General features: G+C 67.4%; 12 protein-coding genes and 1 riboswitch. Of the genes, 5 read left to right on the top strand and 7 right to left on the bottom strand.

The window, feature by feature from the left end; translation table 11 throughout:
• Positions 1 to 71: 71 nt before the first annotated feature.
• The 4 genes from ABIB58_RS15160 to folD form a co-directional block, all read right to left on the bottom strand.
• Positions 72 to 749, bottom strand: a complete 678-nt coding sequence (locus tag ABIB58_RS15160; protein ID WP_354042412.1) for a TPM domain-containing protein — start codon at positions 747 to 749, stop codon at positions 72 to 74.
• Positions 749 to 1,579, bottom strand: coding sequence for a TPM domain-containing protein (locus ABIB58_RS15155; protein ID WP_354042408.1), 831 nt, complete (start codon positions 1,577 to 1,579; stop codon positions 749 to 751). Before ABIB58_RS15155 ends, ABIB58_RS15160 begins: the two co-directional genes overlap by 1 nt.
• Positions 1,576 to 2,259: a LemA family protein gene (locus ABIB58_RS15150; protein ID WP_039248006.1), complete on the bottom strand. Its 684-nt coding sequence runs from the start codon at positions 2,257 to 2,259 to the stop codon at positions 1,576 to 1,578. Before ABIB58_RS15150 ends, ABIB58_RS15155 begins: the two co-directional genes overlap by 4 nt.
• A gap of 61 nt (positions 2,260 to 2,320) precedes the next feature.
• Positions 2,321 to 3,244: a bifunctional methylenetetrahydrofolate dehydrogenase/methenyltetrahydrofolate cyclohydrolase FolD gene (folD, locus tag ABIB58_RS15145; RefSeq protein ID WP_045811258.1), complete on the bottom strand. Its 924-nt coding sequence runs from the start codon at positions 3,242 to 3,244 to the stop codon at positions 2,321 to 2,323.
• A gap of 92 nt (positions 3,245 to 3,336) precedes the next feature.
• Between folD and ABIB58_RS15140 the strand changes: the two genes are divergently transcribed.
• Positions 3,337 to 5,235 (top strand): PPC domain-containing protein, encoded by a 1,899-nt coding sequence (locus tag ABIB58_RS15140; protein ID WP_156146804.1) that lies wholly within the window; start codon positions 3,337 to 3,339, stop codon positions 5,233 to 5,235.
• Positions 5,236 to 5,282: 47 nt separating this feature from the next.
• Positions 5,283 to 5,426, top strand: a riboswitch (yybP-ykoY riboswitch).
• Positions 5,427 to 5,453: 27 nt separating this feature from the next.
• The gene (locus ABIB58_RS15135) at positions 5,454 to 6,026 is read left to right on the top strand and encodes a manganese efflux pump MntP (protein ID WP_045811257.1); all 573 of its coding nucleotides are present in this window, start codon (positions 5,454 to 5,456) and stop codon (positions 6,024 to 6,026) included.
• A gap of 6 nt (positions 6,027 to 6,032) precedes the next feature.
• Here the strand turns inward: ABIB58_RS15135 and hutH are convergent, their stop codons facing one another.
• Genes hutH through hutG form a run of 3 tightly spaced genes read right to left on the bottom strand, consistent with a single transcriptional unit; the run spans position 6,033 to position 10,045 of the window.
• Complete coding sequence (gene hutH, locus ABIB58_RS15130; protein WP_354042398.1) at positions 6,033 to 7,562, bottom strand: histidine ammonia-lyase; 1,530 nt, start codon at positions 7,560 to 7,562, stop codon at positions 6,033 to 6,035.
• A gap of 3 nt (positions 7,563 to 7,565) precedes the next feature.
• Positions 7,566 to 9,230 carry a urocanate hydratase gene (hutU, locus tag ABIB58_RS15125; RefSeq protein ID WP_045811255.1) on the bottom strand — a complete coding sequence of 555 codons (1,665 nt, stop codon included), beginning with the start codon at positions 9,228 to 9,230 and terminating at the stop codon, positions 7,566 to 7,568.
• A gap of 2 nt (positions 9,231 to 9,232) precedes the next feature.
• The gene (gene hutG / locus ABIB58_RS15120; protein ID WP_045811254.1) at positions 9,233 to 10,045 is read right to left on the bottom strand and encodes an N-formylglutamate deformylase; all 813 of its coding nucleotides are present in this window, start codon (positions 10,043 to 10,045) and stop codon (positions 9,233 to 9,235) included.
• Between the two features lie 77 nt (positions 10,046 to 10,122).
• On the opposite strand from hutG, the gene ABIB58_RS15115 reads away from it, so the two are divergent.
• From ABIB58_RS15115 to hutI, 3 genes are read left to right on the top strand one after another with little or no spacing between them, the layout of a single operon-like run.
• Positions 10,123 to 11,499 (top strand): formimidoylglutamate deiminase, encoded by a 1,377-nt coding sequence (locus tag ABIB58_RS15115; protein WP_354042389.1) that lies wholly within the window; start codon positions 10,123 to 10,125, stop codon positions 11,497 to 11,499.
• Positions 11,496 to 12,221, top strand: a complete 726-nt coding sequence (gene hutC / locus ABIB58_RS15110; RefSeq protein WP_045811253.1) for a histidine utilization transcriptional repressor HutC — start codon at positions 11,496 to 11,498, stop codon at positions 12,219 to 12,221. Before ABIB58_RS15115 ends, hutC begins: the two co-directional genes overlap by 4 nt.
• Positions 12,218 to 13,411 carry an imidazolonepropionase gene (hutI, locus tag ABIB58_RS15105; protein WP_045811252.1) on the top strand — a complete coding sequence of 398 codons (1,194 nt, stop codon included), beginning with the start codon at positions 12,218 to 12,220 and terminating at the stop codon, positions 13,409 to 13,411. Before hutC ends, hutI begins: the two co-directional genes overlap by 4 nt.
• Positions 13,412 to 13,420: the final 9 nt, after the last annotated feature.

Genomic DNA, 13,420 nt, shown 5'->3' with positions numbered 1-13,420 from the left:
AGCTGGCGGCTGTTTGAACTTTGACCGTGGGCTAGGCCTTCTGGCGCGCGAATGCGACCCCGATGCGACGATCAGAGCAGGATCAGATGATCGGGCAACTCGTTGCGATTGTCGGCGCGCGGCGGAAAGTGGCGGGCCAGAACCTCGCCGCACAGACCGATGGCGGCGGTGAAACCATCGACGGGGCGGTCGGCGCGCAGCTCGCGGGTCAGGACGGCGACGGCCTGAGCCCAGGCGTCCTCATCGACCTTGGCGTAGATGCCTTCATCGGCGATCAGTTCGACCTGATGTTCGTCCATGGCCGCGAAGATCAGGACGCCCGTGCGCTCCTGAGTGACATGGACGCCTTGAGCCATGAATTGCTGCAGGGCCGCCTCCCTGACGCGGCCGCGCCTGACGCCTGCGGGCGTCACGAGACGGCGCACGGCCGGGATACGGGTGAGCAGACACACGCCGACGAAAACGACGGCCTGCGACAGCGCGTAAAGGCCCAAGGCCTGGGCGGTCGTGGCGTCCTGCGCGGCCTGGTGGGCCGCCTGCCAGCCATCGCTGGGCCAGCGAAGATCCAGCACGAACGGAACGAAGACGATCGGGGCCAAAAGCGCCATCGCCGCCGCCCAGGCCAGGCTCACGTCCACATAGGTCGAGACCCGACGCGCGACGACGCAGAAGATTTCACCCGATGTCCGACGCTCGGCCGCCGCTATGGCTTCGGCGATGCGGGTGCGGTCGTTGTCCTTGATCTGCATCACCATCCCCCCGAGGCGCCGCCGCCACCGAAACTGCCGCCTCCGCCGCCGAACCCGCCACCGCCGAAGCCGCCGCCGCCGCCGAAGCCGCCGCCGCCGCCGCCTCTGCCGGAGTTCCGCAGCGCCTCTGACGCCGCCCACAGAAGGACCGAGCTGACGTTGCTGCGTCGTCCGCGTCCAGACCGTATGGCGATCAAGAAGATGAACAGGAAAAGCCCGGCGATGATGACCAGCGGAATGATCGAGTCGCCCTTGGTGTCGGTTTGTTCGGCCGCGGCGGCCCGGGCGCGCGCTTGCGCCTCCGCCGGGTCGAGCGAAAGCTGGGCGATCAGAGCATCCACGCCCTTGATTACGCCCGCCTGGTAATCGCCGTCGCGGAAGGACGGCAGAATGTCGTTGCGAATGACCTGGGACGAGAAGGCGTCGGTCAGGATGGGCTCCAGCCCATAGCCGACCTCGACGCGGACCTTGCGTTCATTCGGCGCGACGATCAGCAGGGCGCCGTTGTCGTTCTCCTTCTGGCCGATGCCCCAGGCGCGACCCAGCTGATAGCCGTAGTCCTCGATCTCCTGATCCTGGAGGCTGTTGACCGTCACGACGACCAACTGGTCGGTGGAACTGGCTTCCAGCGCCGCGAGCTTCTCGGTCAGGACCTGTTCCGTCGCCGGATCGAGCAGATTGGCCTGATCGACCACGCGGCCGGTCAGGGGCGGGAAGTCGATCTTGCTCTGAGCCGCCGCCGGCAGGACCAGCAGCAAGGCGATGACAAGGCTGAAAAGGAGGGCGGCGACGCCCGGCGAACGCCGCGTCGCCGCTTGACGGTTTGTCACTGGGCGGGCGGGGTCGCGCCCGGCGCCACGGCCGGAGCGCCGCCGCCGGGCGCCGAGGCATTGGCGGGCGGGGCGTTCAGGTTGAAGTTGACTTGCGGCGCGGACTGGGCGGCGGCGGTGGCGGTGAACAGCTGCATCGGCTGCGACCCGCCGTGCAGGGTCTTGGCCCAGATCACCTGCGGGAAGGTGCGTAGGGTGGTGTTGTAGTCGCGGACGGCCTCATTGTAGTCGCGGCGCGCGATCTGGATGCGGTTTTCGGTGCCTTCCAGTTGGGACTGCAGGGTCAGGAAGTTCTGATTGGCCTGAAGTTGCGGATAGGCTTCGACCGTAACCAGCAGGCGCGACAGGGCGCCGGACAGCTGGCCCTGGGCTTCCTGATACTGCTGGAAGGCCTGCGGATTATCGAGGTCGTCGGCCGAGACGTTGACCGAAGTGGCGCGGGCGCGGGCGTTGATGACGTCCGTCAGGGTGGTGCGTTCCTGGATCGCGGCGCCTTGAACCGTCGCGACCAGATTGGGGATCAGGTCGGCGCGGCGCTGATACTGGCTCTGCACATCGGCCCAGGCCGCCTCAGCGCGTTCCTGCTTGGTTGGAATGGTGTTGTAGCCGCAGCCCGCCACGGCGGGGACGATCATCAGAGCACCGGTCAGAGCGACGGCGCGAGCGTTGAAGCGGACCATGACATCTCCCGTTCGGCGATAGCGCCGTTGAGCGGGACTATTCACCGGCCCAATAAATGCATCAAGCGTCCAATGGCTCCGGTTGGAGATTGTTGAGGCGGCAGGCGGCAGAATAGGTGTTGGCCAGCAGACAGGCGATGGTCATCGGCCCGACGCCCCCCGGCACCGGGGTGATGCGACCTGCGACCTCGACCGCCTCCTTGAAAGCGACATCGCCGACGACGCGGGTCTTGCCCTCTGCGGCCTTGACGGCATCGGCCGAGGGCACGCGGTTGATGCCCACGTCAATGACGGTCGCGCCCGGCTTGATCCAGTCGCCCTTGATCATCTCGGGCCGACCGACGGCGGCGACCAGAATGTCGGCCCGGCGGCAGACCTCGGGCAGGTCCCGCGTGCGCGAATGGGCGATGGTGACCGTGCAGCTTTCGCCCAGCAGCAGTTGCGCCATCGGTTTGCCGACGATGTTGGAGCGGCCGATGATGACGGCGTTCAGGCCCGACAGATCGCCGAGCTGATCCTTCAAAAGCATCAGACAGCCCAAGGGGGTGCAGGGGACCAGGCCCGGCAGGCCGACGGCCAGACGACCGGCGTTCACGACGTGAAAGCCGTCCACATCCTTGTCCGGCGAAATAGCGTCCAGAACCACCGTCGCATCGATGTGGGCGGGCAGGGGCAGTTGCACCAGGATGCCGTGGATGTCGGCATCCGCATTCAACTGGGCGATCAGGGCCAGCAGTTCATCCTGGCGCGTCGATTCGGCCAGACGGTGGGTGTCGGAGCGCATGCCGGCGCGCAGCGTCGTCTCGCCCTTGTTGCGCACATAAATCTGACTGGCGGGATCCTCGCCGACGATGACGACGGCCAGGCCGGGTTTGACGCCGTGTGCCGCCTCCAGCCGGGCGACGGCCGCCCCGACGCGCTCCACCAGGGCGACCGAAAAGGCCTTGCCGTCGATCAGGGTCGCAGGCGTGGATTGGGCCGACATGGCAGCTCCGTCTGGCGGGAAATCAGGATGGCGGCGATTTACAGCCGTCACGGTTCGGCGTCTATGATCCGCAGCCTATGCTGGAGGAATTCATGAACCGTCCGTCGCTCGCCGCCGCTGTCAGCACCCTGGCCCTCTTGTGGGCGGTCGCGCCGGCCGTGGCCCAGGACGCGCAGCCGCTGCGCATCGGGGCCAATGCGAACGGCGCCCTGACGGACGGCGACGCCAAGGCGGCGGATGACGAATATCGCTATCACGACTTTCGGTTCGAGGCGCGGGCGGGGCAGCGGCTGGAAGCCACGCTGAGCTCGGATGCTTTCGACGCCTATCTGGAAGTCTATGCCGACGGCGCGGCAGGCGAGCCGCTGGCGTTCGACGACGACGGACTGGGGGATGGCACGAATGCGCGGCTGCGTTTCACGCCGGAGCAGGCGGGGACCTATGTTCTGAGAGCCCGGACGCTGAGCGGACTGGACGGCGGCGACTATCGTCTGTCGTTGCAGGAACGCCCGGCGCCGCCGCGTGCGCCACGACCCGGCGGCATTCGTGTCGGGGCGACCCAGAGCGGCGAACTGACGGCCCGCGATCCCGAGCAGGAAGACGGCGGCCGCTATGACGCCTATGCCTTCCGCGCCAATGCCGGCGATCGGTTTGTCGTGACGCTGGATTCCGAGGCCTTCGATCCCCTGGTGCGGGTGGGACGAATGAACGGTCCCGATTTCGTCGAGATCAATTCCAACGACGATGCCCCCGGCGGCGGGCTGAATTCGCGGCTGACCTTCACGGCGCCGACGGCCGGCGAATATGTGATTCGGGCCACGTCGCTGGAAGACGGGCTGGGTCGCTACGACCTGGGCCTGGCCGAGGCGCCGCCCGCGCCGCCGTCGAAACCCATCGCGATCGGTGACGAGATCAAGGGTGAACTGGGCTCGGACAGCGCCATGAACGACGGCGGCCAGCGCGCGGAGACCTATCGCTTCACCGGAACGAACGGCCAGCGCGTCGCCATCGAGATGAAGTCGAGCGACTTCGACGCCTATCTGACGCTTCGCCGCGCTTCGGACGATACCGTTCTGGCGGAGGACGACGACGGCGCCGGCTCGGGCACCGACGCCCGCATTGCGCGCACCTTGGACGCCGACGGCGACTACATCATCGAGGCGCGCGGGTTCAGCGACGAGGCCGAGGGCGACTATACGCTGAAGCTGACCGAAACCGCACCGCCGCCGCCGCCGACCACGGCGACCCTGGGTCAAACCGTGCAAGGCGAGATCACCGACGAGGATCCCCAGGGCGACGACGCCAAACGCTACGACGCCTATGCCTTTGCCGGAACGGAAGGTCAGCGTGTCCAGGCGATCCTGCGGTCCGGCGACTTCGACGCCTATCTGGAGATCGGCAAGGCCGACGGTGAGTTCGAGGCCCTGGCCAGCGATGACGACGGCCTGGCCGAGGGCACGGACTCAAGGCTGAACTTCACCCTGCCGTCGGCCGGCAACTATGTGGTCCGCGCCATGCCGCTGGATGCGGAGGGCAAGGGCCTCTATTCGCTGGAGCTGCTGGATCGGGGGCCAGAGCCCAAGCCCGGCAGCCTGCTGATCGGGTCGACCGTGCGTGGTACCCTGTCGAACAGCGCCGCGCTCAGCGACGAAGGCGCCTTTTTCGACGCTTACCGCTTCCAGGCCAAGAAGGACGAGAAGCTGCGTCTGACGATGGTGTCGAACGCCTTCGACTCCTTCATCGACCTGGGCAAGGAAGACGAGGACGGCGATTTCACCAGCCTGGCCACAGATGACGACAGCCTGTCTGACGCGCACGCCAAGCTGGATTGGACCGCGCCGGACGACGGCTGGTACGTCGTGCGCGCCCGCGCCTATGGACCCAATCAGATGGGCGCCTACGCCCTGACGGTCGAGCGCCAACCGGCCGGCGCATCGACCTCGGCCCGCGATGATGCGCCCGTCGTCATGGCGCCCAAGTCGGGCGGCTGATCGACCTGTGAGGTTGCCAAGCGCGGGAGGCGGCGTGTAGAGAGCCGCCTCCTGTTGGGGAGTAGCTTCCGGCGTTCGTCGTCGGGATCGCGTCAACATACTCGCGCTTTGGCGCGTGGCGCGATCAGCGGAACCACCGCCTAGCGAGACCAGCGTGTCCTGACGCCGCGACCGGCCGGTGCAGGACCGCTGTCACGCGTCCGGTCGAGTGCTGTTTCATGACCCCAGGCGCCATCGCCATTCTCTCGCTCAGCATGTCCACGGACGCCTTTGCGGCCGCCGTCGGACGCGGGGCGTCGCATCGACCCGCCGTCAAGGACGCCGTCAGGGCCGGCCTGGTCTTCGGCATCATCGAGGCGATCACGCCCCTGATCGGCTGGGGATTGGGCATCATCGCCGCCGGCCTGGTCGAAAAGGTGGATCACTGGATCGCCTTCACCCTGCTGCTGATCGTCGGCGGCAAGATGATCTGGGAAGGCGTCCAGCCGCGGGGCGCGGACGAGGATGAGGCGCCGCGCCGGTCCGGCCCCTGGGCGCTTGTGGCGACGGCGGTCGGCACCAGCATCGACGCTGCGGCCGTCGGCGTGGGGCTGGCCTTCATCGGGGCCAATATCTGGGTGATCGCCGCCTCGATCGGCTTCACCACCTTTATCCTGACTACGATCGGCATGCTGATCGGCAAGGCCGTGGGCACGCGCTTCGGCAAGACGGCCGAGATCATCGGCGGCATCGCCCTGATCGGTCTGGGCACGGCCATCCTGCTGGAACACCTGGGCGTTCTTGGCGGCTGAGCCGGATCAGGCCGAGGGCAGCAGGTCCGCCGCGAAGGTTCGGTAGCGGCCGGCGCGCACGGCGTCGGTCGCGCGAGCGATGTCCGGGGCGAAATAGTGGTCGTTGGCGTAGGGGGCGGCGGCCTCGCGGACGATGGCGAAGACCCGTTCCAGCGCCGGCGAGCTGGTGAGCGGCCGATGGAATTCCAATCCCTGCGCCGCCGCCAGAAGCTCGATGCCGACCACCGTCGCCGTATTCTCGGCCATATCCAGCAGGCGGCGCGCGCCGTGGGTGGCCATGCTGACGTGATCTTCCTGATTGGCGCTGGTCGGCACGGTGTCGACGCTGCACGGATGAGCGACCATGCGGTTCTCGGCGATCAGGGCGGCCGCCGTCACCTGGGCGATCATAAAGCCGGAGTTCAGCCCGCTTTCCTTGACTAGGAAGGCCGGCAGTTCGCTGATCTTGGGATCCACCAGGATCGAGGTGCGGCGTTCCGAAATATTGCCGATCTCGCACAGAGCCATGGCAATCTGATCGGCAGCAAAAGCAACGGGTTCGGCGTGGAAGTTGCCGCCCGAAATGACGTCGCCATCCTCGATGAAGACCAGCGGATTATCGGTCACGGCGTTGGCCTCGCGCGCCAGCGCAGCGGCGGCGTTGGTCAGCACATCGAGGATCGCACCCATGACCTGGGGCTGGCAGCGCAGGGAGTAGGGATCCTGGACCTTGGAGCAGTCGTCGCGGTGACTGTCGCGGATGGCGGAGCCCGCCATCAGTTCGCGCAGGCGCGCGGCGACGGCGATCTGGCCGGGCTGACCGCGCAGGGCGTGGATGCGATGATCGAACGGCGCGTCGGACCCCTTCAAGGCATCGACCGACAGAGCCCCGGCGGCGATGCCGGCGGCGAACGCCGCCTCTGCCGCGAACAGACCTGCCAAGGCCAGCGCCGTCGAACACTGGGTGCCGTTCAGCAGAGCCAGACCTTCCTTCGGGCCCAGCGTGAGCGGCGTCAGGCCGACCTTCGCCAAAGCCGCTTCGGCCTCTAAGGTCTCGCCGTTCAGCCGCGCCTCGCCCACGCCGATAAGGACGCAGGACATATGGGCCAGCGGCGCCAGGTCGCCCGAGGCGCCGACCGATCCCTTGGATGGAATGCAGGGCAGGACGTCCGCGTTGACCAGGGCAATCAGGGCCTCCAGCGTCTCGCGCCGAATGCCCGAGGCGCCGCGCGACAGACTGGCGATCTTCAGCACCATCAAAAGACGCGTCACCGAATCCGGCAGCAGCGGCCCGACGCCACAGGCGTGGCTGAGAACCAGATTACGCTGCAGCGTCTCCAGGTCTTCAGGCGCGATGGACGTGTTGGCCAGCAGGCCGAAGCCGGTGTTGACGCCATAGACGGTGCGCCCCTCGGCGACGATGGCGGCGATGGTCGCTGCGCCCTTGTCCACATCGGCCCAGGCGGCCGGCGTTAGTGAAACGGTAGCGGGGCCCTCCAGCACCGCACGAAGCTCCGCCAGGGTGAGAGGCGATTGGCCGAGGGTGATCGCGGTCATGGTTCAGGCCTTCAGGCTCGGAAGGTTCAGTTCGTGCTCGCGCGCGGCCGCACGGGCGATGTCGTAGCCAGCGTCGGCGTGACGCATGACGCCCGTGGCGGGGTCGTTCCACAGCACCCGCTCAAGCCGTTGGGCGGCCTCCGGGGTCCCGTCCGCGACGATGACGACGCCCGAGTGCTGGGAATAGCCCATGCCGACGCCGCCGCCGTGGTGCAGCGACACCCAGCTGGCGCCCGAGGCCGTGTTCAGAAGGGCGTTCAGCAGAGGCCAGTCGGAAACGGCGTCCGATCCGTCCATCATGGCCTCGGTCTCGCGGTTCGGGCTGGCGACCGAACCGCTGTCCAGGTGATCGCGGCCGATGACGATGGGGCCGGACAGTTCGCCCGACGCCACCATGTTGTTGAACATCAGGCCGGCGCGGTGGCGGTCACCCAATCCGATCCAGCAGATACGGGCGGGAAGGCCTTGAAAGGCAATGCGCTCGCCCGCCATGTCGAGCCAGCGATGCAAACCCGCGTTGTCGGGGAACAGGCGCTTCATCGCCGCGTCTGTCTTTCTGATATCTTCCGGATCGCCGGTCAGCGCCGCCCAGCGGAACGGACCGATCCCCCGACAGAACAGCGGGCGGATGTAGGCGGGCACGAAGCCGGGGAAGTCGAAAGCATTCGTCACGCCCGCGTCGAAGGCGACCTGACGGATGTTGTTGCCGTAGTCGGTGGTCGGCACGCCCATCGCCTGGAAGTCCAGCATGGCCTTCACATGCGCGACGATGGAGGTGCGCGCGGCGGCGGCGACGCTGTTTGGATCGCTGACGCGCTTGTCTTCCCACTCCGCGACGGTCCAGCCCGAGGGGAGATAGCCGTTGATCAGATCGTGCGCGCTGGTCTGGTCGGTGACCAGATCGGGCCGGATGCCGCGCCGGACCATTTCAGGCAACAGATCGGCTGCATTGCCCAACAGGCCGATCGACAAGGGTTTCTTGTCGCGGAACGATTGCTCCAGCAGCGCCAGGGCCTCGTCCAGGCTTTCGGCCATGACGTCGACGTAGCGCGTGCGCAGACGGAACTCGATGCGGCTGCGTTGGCATTCGATCGTGATGCAGGATGCGCCCGCCATGGTCGCGGCCAGGGGCTGGGCCCCGCCCATGCCGCCAAGACCTGCGGTCAGGATCCATTTGCCGGACCAGTCGCCGCCGTAGCGTTGGCGGCCGGCCTCCATGAAGGTCTCGTAGGTGCCTTGGACGATGCCCTGGGTGCCGATGTAGATCCACGAGCCGGCGGTCATCTGGCCATACATGGCCAGGCCCTTGCGATCGAGCTCGTTGAAATGCTCCCAGGTCGCCCATTTCGGCACCAGATTGGAGTTGGCGATCAGCACGCGCGGGGCGTCGGCATGGGTGCGGAAGACGCCGACCGGCTTACCGGATTGAACCAGCAGGGTCTCGTCGACCTCCAGCGCCTGCAGGGTCTCGACGATTCTGTCGAAGGCCGCCCAATCCCGCGCCGCCTTGCCAATGCCGCCATAGACGACGAGGTCCTGGGGCCGCTCGGCCACCTCGGGATCCAAGTTGTTCATCAGCATGCGCATGGCCGCCTCGGCGGCCCAGGTCTTGGCGGTCTTTTCTGGGCCGCGCGGGCTGCGGACGATCCGGGCGTTGGGCGTGTTCATAGTCAGCTCTCGGCGAAGGCGATGCAGGCGGTCAGGACGCGGCGCAGATGGCCGCGCATCGGCGCGGCGCGGTCGGGCTCATAGGGGCTAGGCCAGTTGTCGGGCGACACCGGGCCGGCGGGATCGAGGATGTAGCCCCGGTCCGCCAGTTCCATTTGAATGGCGTGGACGCCGATTTCCGGACGGCCATAATGGCGCGTGGTCCAGCCACCCTTGAAGCGGCCGTTGACGACGACGCTGTTGCCGCTGACGGCACAGGCTTCTTCGACAGCCTGCGTCAGCTCGCTGGCGCAGGTGGCGCCGTCGTTGTCGCCGATGTTGAACTTCGGCAGTTCGCCCTCGAACAGGCGCGGCACGACAGACCGGATCGAATGGGCGTCGTAGAGGACGACCGGACCTCGGCTGCGCAGTCGCTCCAACTGGCCCTGCAGGGCGGCGTGGTAGGGATCGAACCAAGTCGCACGTCGCTCCTCCGTTTCGGCCGCGTCGGGCTCCTGACCTGCCTGATACAGCGGTTCTCCGTCGAAGGTTTCTGTCGGGCACAGGCCGGTCGTGGTCATGCCGGGATAGAGGGAGACGCCCGACGGATCGCGATTCACATCGATGACGCTGCGAGACACGCCCGTTCGCACCAGGGTGGCCCCCATATCGATCGCGAAGTCGTACAGCCGATCCACCCACCAGTCCGCATCCTTGCGGGCCAGCCAGGGCGAGGCCATCCGCGCCTCGATGGCAGCCGGAATATCCGTTCCGGTGTGCGGCAGGCCGATCACCAGCGGCGCCGAACCTTCGTGGACGGTCAGCCAGTCCTGCATCCGTTCGGCCTCCCTCGCCAAATCGATCCATCGTGGTATGTCTAGACATATTGATCGCAACGACACGGACCTGTCCAGTGACCCTTCAGCCGCAGCCTGTGGATCGCACCCTCTGGTTCGAGGCGGCTCTCTTGCCGAACGGCTGGGCGCGCGATGTCCGCATCGGTGTGGCGGGCGGGCGGATCGCCAGTCTGGAAACCGGCGTGGCGCGCAGCCCTGCGGACGAGGGGGGCGGTGTCGCCCTGCCGGGCGTTGCCAATGTCCACAGCCACGCCTTTCAGCGCGCCATGGCGGGCCTGACCGAAGCGCGCGGGCCTTCGGACGACGACTTCTGGACGTGGCGCGAGTTGATGTACCGCTTCCTGGATGGGGGCGGGCCGGAAGAGATCGAGGCCATCACCGCCCTGGCCTTCGTGGAAATGCTGGAAGGCGGATTCACCCGCGTCGCCGAGTTCCATTATCTGCACAACGACCCGTCGGGCGCGGCCTATTCGGACCGGGCCGAGGTCGCCGCGCGGATCGTGGCGGCGGCGCAGGCGACGGGCATTGCCCTGACCTTGCTGCCGGTCTTCTACGCCCATGCCGGGTTCGGCGGACAGCCGCCGGCGCATGGACAGCGGCGCTTCATCAACGATCTGGACGGTTTCGCCGATCTGGTCGCGCGATGCCGGACCCTGACCGCCGATCTGCCCGACGCCGTGGTCGGGGTGGCGCCGCACAGCCTGCGCGCCGTTAGCCCGGATGAGGTGACGGCTATGCCCGCGCTGGCGGGCGACGGTCCGATCCATATCCATGTCGCCGAACAGACCAAGGAGGTTGCGGACTGCATGGCCTGGTCTGGCGCGCGGCCGGTCGAATGGCTGCTTGCCAACACGCCGGTCGATTCGGGCTGGTGCCTGATCCACTCCACCCATGTGACTGAGACCGAATGGCGCGGCGTCGTCGCGCGCGGCGCCGTCGTCGGCCTGTGCCCGATTACGGAGGCCAATCTGGGCGACGGCGTCTTCCCGGCGGTCGATTTCACGCGTGCCGGCGGGCGGTTTGGCATCGGGACGGATTCCAACGTGCAGATCGGCGTCGCAGAGGAACTCCGGATGCTGGAGTACAGCCAGCGGCTGGCGCGGCGCGGTCGCGCCGTCATGGCTGACCCTGAACGGTCGACGGGCCGCGCCTTGTTCGATCGCGCGCTGGCGGGCGGCGTCCAGGCGACAGGCACGGCATCGGGGCTGAGCGTCGGGGCGTCGGCGGACATCATATCGCTGGACACGAGCGGCGCCGCCTTTGCGGGACGGTCGGGCGATGCGGTGCTCGACAGCTGGATCTTTGGCGCGCCGACGGGCTCGATCCGTTCGGTGTGGCGCGCGGGGCGGGAGGTCGTGAAAGACGGCCGCCACATCGCGCGGGACGGCATCGAGGCGCGTTATCGCAAGGCCTTGTCGGCGGTGTTGGGGTGAGCCTTCATCGCCGCATCTACGCCGATCTGGAGGGGCTCATCCTGTCCGGCGAGCTATCGCCCGGCGACCGCATTCCGTTCGAGCATGAGTTGACTGAACGCTACAACTGTTCGCGCATGACGGTGTCCAAGGCCATCTCGGAACTGGCGGGGCGGGGGCTGGTGACGCGCCGACGCAGAGCCGGTACCTTCGTCGCCCAGCCCAAGGCCCACGCTGCCGTCCTGGCTATTCCCGACCTGCGGGCCGAGGTGATCGAGCGCGGGCAGGCTTACGGCTACGTCCTGATGGAGCGGATCGAACGCGAGCCAAATGGTGAGGACGAAATCGAACTGGCGTCGGGTGGTCTTCTGCTGGATCTGACCTGTCTGCACAGCGCCGACGGCGCGCCCCTGGCTTTGGAACACAGGCTCATCGCGCTCGGCGCGGCGCCTAAAGCCATAGATGTCGATTTTCATACGGTTCCGCCGGGAAGCTGGCTGCTGGACTCGGCGCCCTGGACTGAGGCTGAGAACCGCATCTCAGCGATCGCGGCGGACGCCCGCGCTGTCCGCCTGCTGGAACTCAAGCCCGGCGCCGCCTGTCTATGCGTCGAGCGGCGGACATGGCGGGACGGGCAGGGGGTGACGCGGGTGTGGCAGACCTTCCCCGGCGACCGCTACGATCTGGTGGCGCGCTTCTCGTCAGCCCGTTCACCCGTTTTGGCCAAGGAACCTCGCCGATGAAGGCCGACCGTCTGCTGATCGATTGCCACGTCGCCACCATGGTCGAGGGACGGGTTCCTTACGGCGCGATACAGGACGCCGCCGTGGTCGTCGCCGATGGCCGCATTGCCTGGGTGGGACCGCGCGCTGACCTGCCGGCCGTAGAGGCAGCTGAAACCCAGCGGCTGGACGGCCGCTGGATCACGCCTGGCCTGATCGACTGCCACACCCACCTGGTGTTCGGCGGCGACCGTTCGGCCGAGTTCGAACAGCGGCTGGGTGGCGCGCCCTATGAGGAGATCGCGCGGGCCGGCGGCGGCATCGTCTCGTCCGTGAAGGCCACGCGCGCCGAGTCGGAGGATGACCTGTTCGCCTCGGCCATGACACGTCTGGCGGGTTTGAAGGCCACAGGGGTCACCACCGTCGAGATCAAATCCGGCTATGGTCTGGACCTTGAGACGGAGCTGAAGATGCTGCGTGTTGCGCGTCGGATCGGGCGCGAGGGCGGAGTGCGTGTCCGCACCAGCTATCTGGGCCTGCATGCCGTGCCGCCTGAATATCGCGACGACCGGGCCGCCTATGTCGATCTGGCCATCGATCACATCCTGCCTGCTGCCCATGCCGAAGGTCTGGTCGATGCGGTCGACGCCTATTGCGAGCCCATCGCCTTCTCGACCGCGGAAGTGTCGCGCCTGTTCGACAAGGCGCGTGCGCTGGGCCTGCCGGTCAAGCTGCACGCCGATCAGTTGTCGAACGGCGGCGGTGCGGCGCTGGCGGCGCGTTACGAAGCCCTGTCCGCCGATCACATCGAACATGCGACCGAGGAAGGCGTCGCCGCCATGGCCGCAGCCGGCGTGGTCGCCGTCCTGTTGCCCGGCGCCTATTTGATGCTGCGCGAGACCCAGCCGCCGCCCATCGATCTCCTGCGCCGCCACGGCGTGCGGATGGCCGTCGCCACCGACTGCAACCCCGGCACCTCGCCCGTCGCTTCGATGACCACCGCGCTCAACCTCGCCTGCGTTCAGTTCCGCATGACACCCGAAGAGGCCTTAGCCGGCGCGACCCGAGAGGCGGCGCGGGCGCTGGGTCTGTCGGGTGAGATCGGCACCATCGAAAATGGCAAAGCCGCTGATTTGGCGATTTGGGACATCTCGCGGCCTGCTGAACTCTCCTATTGGTTAGGCAAGCCAACCCTTCTTGGCCAAATGTAATCACCGGTT

It is taken from the genome of Brevundimonas sp. UYEF29 (genome assembly GCF_040546195.1).
In the GTDB taxonomy this organism is placed as follows: domain Bacteria; phylum Pseudomonadota; class Alphaproteobacteria; order Caulobacterales; family Caulobacteraceae; genus Brevundimonas; species Brevundimonas huaxiensis.
The sequence above is the reverse complement of the archived record's forward strand: the minus strand, read 5'-3'. Positions and strand labels throughout refer to the sequence as shown.

What these genes read in the sequence shown, in the direction of transcription:
- ABIB58_RS15160 (WP_354042412.1), bottom strand. Translation starts at nt 749, where the DNA reads ATGCAGATCAAGGACAACGACCGCACCCGCATCGCCGAAGCCATAGCG.
- ABIB58_RS15150 (WP_039248006.1), bottom strand. Translation starts at nt 2,259, where the DNA reads ATGGTCCGCTTCAACGCTCGCGCCGTCGCTCTGACCGGTGCTCTGATG.
- folD (WP_045811258.1), bottom strand. Translation starts at nt 3,244, where the DNA reads ATGTCGGCCCAATCCACGCCTGCGACCCTGATCGACGGCAAGGCCTTT.
- ABIB58_RS15140 (WP_156146804.1), top strand. Translation starts at nt 3,337, where the DNA reads ATGAACCGTCCGTCGCTCGCCGCCGCTGTCAGCACCCTGGCCCTCTTG.
- ABIB58_RS15135 (WP_045811257.1), top strand. Translation starts at nt 5,454, where the DNA reads ATGACCCCAGGCGCCATCGCCATTCTCTCGCTCAGCATGTCCACGGAC.
- hutH (WP_354042398.1), bottom strand. Translation starts at nt 7,562, where the DNA reads ATGACCGCGATCACCCTCGGCCAATCGCCTCTCACCCTGGCGGAGCTT.
- hutU (WP_045811255.1), bottom strand. Translation starts at nt 9,230, where the DNA reads ATGAACACGCCCAACGCCCGGATCGTCCGCAGCCCGCGCGGCCCAGAA.
- hutG (WP_045811254.1), bottom strand. Translation starts at nt 10,045, where the DNA reads ATGCAGGACTGGCTGACCGTCCACGAAGGTTCGGCGCCGCTGGTGATC.
- hutI (WP_045811252.1), top strand. Translation starts at nt 12,218, where the DNA reads ATGAAGGCCGACCGTCTGCTGATCGATTGCCACGTCGCCACCATGGTC.